Below are 2,430 nucleotides of genomic sequence, written 5' to 3'. Positions count from 1 at the left end.
AACATCCGGTATGTGACCCCGGAGGAGATCCCGGACAAGATCCAGTTCGTCTCCATTGACGTATCGTTTATCTCCCTTACCAAGGTCCTGGGGCCGGTGAAGGCTCTTATGGAGCCGGACGGCCAGGTGGTATGCCTCATTAAACCGCAGTTTGAGGCGGGCCGGGAAAAGGTCGGGAAAAAGGGAGTGGTCCGGGAGCGGTCCGTCCACCTGGAGGTGATCCGCATGGTGGCGGCTTTTGCAGGAAGCATCGGCTTCGAGGCCCTGCATCTGGAGTTCTCACCCATCAAGGGACCGGAGGGAAATATTGAGTACCTTCTGCATTTAAGAAACGATGCCGGCGGAAACGTTTACGAAAACAGCTCCATTGATGCGGAGGAGATCGTAAACCAGGCACATGAGACGCTGGATTAGGAGTTCCGGCGGGAGCAGCATATGAAACATTTTTATATCATTGTCAACGAAGATAAAGAAGATACAAAAGCCATGGGAGAGAGGATCTCCCGGTATCTGGAGGACCATGGATGCACCTGCAGGACCTCCAAAGGCGTGTTCAGCAAGGGGAAACGGTTTACATCCGTTTCCGACGTGCCGGAGGATACGGAGTGCGTCATCACCCTGGGAGGAGACGGGACCTTTATCCAGGCGGCCAGGGATCTGGCGGGTACAGGCCTTCCTATTGTGGGCATCAACCTGGGGGATCTGGGATATCTGACCCAGATGGGAAAGGGGGGCAACCTGGAGGAGCTTCTGGATGCCCTGCTTTCAGACCGTTATGAGATCCAGGAACGGATGATGCTCACAGGCAGGATATACCACAAGGGAAGACCGGAGGCCAGCCATATTGCCTTAAACGATATCGTACTGGCCCGGGAGGGGGACATGCGTGTCCTGAAATTTAAGATCTACGTCAACGGCCAGTTTCTGTATGAATACAGTGCCGACGGGGTGATCGTCTCCACACCTACGGGCTCCACGGCCTATAACCTGTCTGCGGGGGGCCCCATTGCCCAGCCGGACGGGGAGCTTCTGATCCTGACGCCGGTGTGCCCTCATACACTGACGTCCCGGACCATCGTTCTGGGACCGGAAAGCCGGATCCGGATCGAGATATCGGAAAAAAATGAAGGGTGCCAGGCAGCCGCCTTTGACGGGGGAACCAAGGTGGCGCTGACCCGTGGGGATTATATTGAGATCGAACGGTCCAAGATGGTGACCCGGGCAGTGAAGCTGGACGACCGGTCATTCCTGGATATCTTAAAGCACAAGATGTACGACGCATAGGGGAAGAGGGCGGAGCCGGCCGGGGCCGGAGCCGCGGATGGAAAAGGCAGAGCACGTTGTAACCGGAGGGATACGGAACAGTTACAGGAAAGGGGTAACAGACATGAAGGTAGACAGACACAGCAAGATCGTAGAGCTGATCGGCAAGTACCAGATCGAGACGCAGGAGGAGCTGGCTTCCTATTTAAAAGAGGCCGGATACCATGTGACCCAGGCCACGGTCTCCAGGGATATCCGGGAGCTGAAGCTTACGAAGGTGCAGAAGGAAAATGGCCGCCAGTGCTATTCGGTGATGCAGCATCAGAGGGACTTCGGGGAGAAGTATATCCGCATCCTGCGGGACTGCTTCGTATCCATGGATATGGCCCAGAATATCCTGGTCATTAAAACTGTGTCCGGCATGGCCATGGCGGTGGCAGAGGCTTTGGATGTGATCGGCTTCCACGAGATCGTGGGCTGTGTGGCCGGAGACAATACCATCATGTGCGCCGTAAGGACTGTGGACGATACGATCCTTCTGATGGATAAGCTGAAAAAGATCCTGAATGAGCAGAATTGAGGTGATGGAATGCTGCTGGGCTTACACGTAAAAAACCTGGCCCTGATCGAAAAGGCCGAGGTGGAGTTTACCGGAGGGCTTAATATACTGACCGGAGAGACCGGAGCAGGAAAATCCATCCTCATCGGATCTGTGGGTCTGGCGCTGGGAGGAAAGGCGTCGAAGGACATGATCCGCCAGGGCGAGGACAGCGCCCTGGTGGAGCTGGCCTTTTCCGTGGACGATGAGAAGAAAAAAAACGCTCTGGAGGCCCTGGACATCGCGCCCGATGAGGACGGCCTCCTTATCATTTCTAAAAAGATCACCCCGTCCAGGACGGTCAGCCGGATCAACGACGAGACGGTGACCACCGCAAGGCTTAAGGCCGTCACCGGACTTCTCCTGGACATTCATGGACAGCATGAGCATCAGTCTCTTCTCCATAAGCAGAAGCATCTGGAGATCCTGGACGAATATTCCCGGAATGAAACGGAAAATCTGAAAAGAGACGTGGAGGAAGGTTACCGGAAATATCAGGCCCTCAGAGAGAAGCTTTCGGGCTTCCATCTGGATGAGGAGACGAGAAAGCGGGAGTCGGATTTTCTGCG

General features: G+C 55.3%; 4 protein-coding genes. All 4 read left to right on the top strand.

Annotation, left to right across the window (positions count from 1 at the left end):
• Window positions 1-414: SAM-dependent methyltransferase (locus WIH05_RS00065; protein WP_337424785.1), on the top strand; the 414-nt coding region annotated here is incomplete at its 5' end.
• A 21-nt stretch (window positions 415-435) separates the two neighbouring features.
• On the top strand, window positions 436-1,284 hold the full coding sequence (locus tag WIH05_RS00060; protein ID WP_022273676.1) for an NAD(+)/NADH kinase: 849 nt from the start codon (window positions 436-438) through the stop codon (window positions 1,282-1,284).
• A gap of 103 nt (window positions 1,285-1,387) precedes the next feature.
• Complete coding sequence (gene argR, locus WIH05_RS00055) at window positions 1,388-1,843, top strand: arginine repressor (protein ID WP_158358538.1); 456 nt, start codon at window positions 1,388-1,390, stop codon at window positions 1,841-1,843.
• A gap of 9 nt (window positions 1,844-1,852) precedes the next feature.
• Window positions 1,853-2,430, top strand: a 578-nt coding sequence (locus WIH05_RS00050) for an AAA family ATPase (protein WP_337424784.1), incomplete at its 3' end; no start/stop codon positions are given.

This window comes from Alitiscatomonas sp. (assembly GCF_037242085.1).
Classification (GTDB): Bacteria; Bacillota; Clostridia; order Lachnospirales; family Lachnospiraceae; genus Alitiscatomonas; species Alitiscatomonas aceti.
Note: the sequence above shows the minus strand (reverse complement) of the source record. Positions and strands in the feature narration are given on the sequence as shown.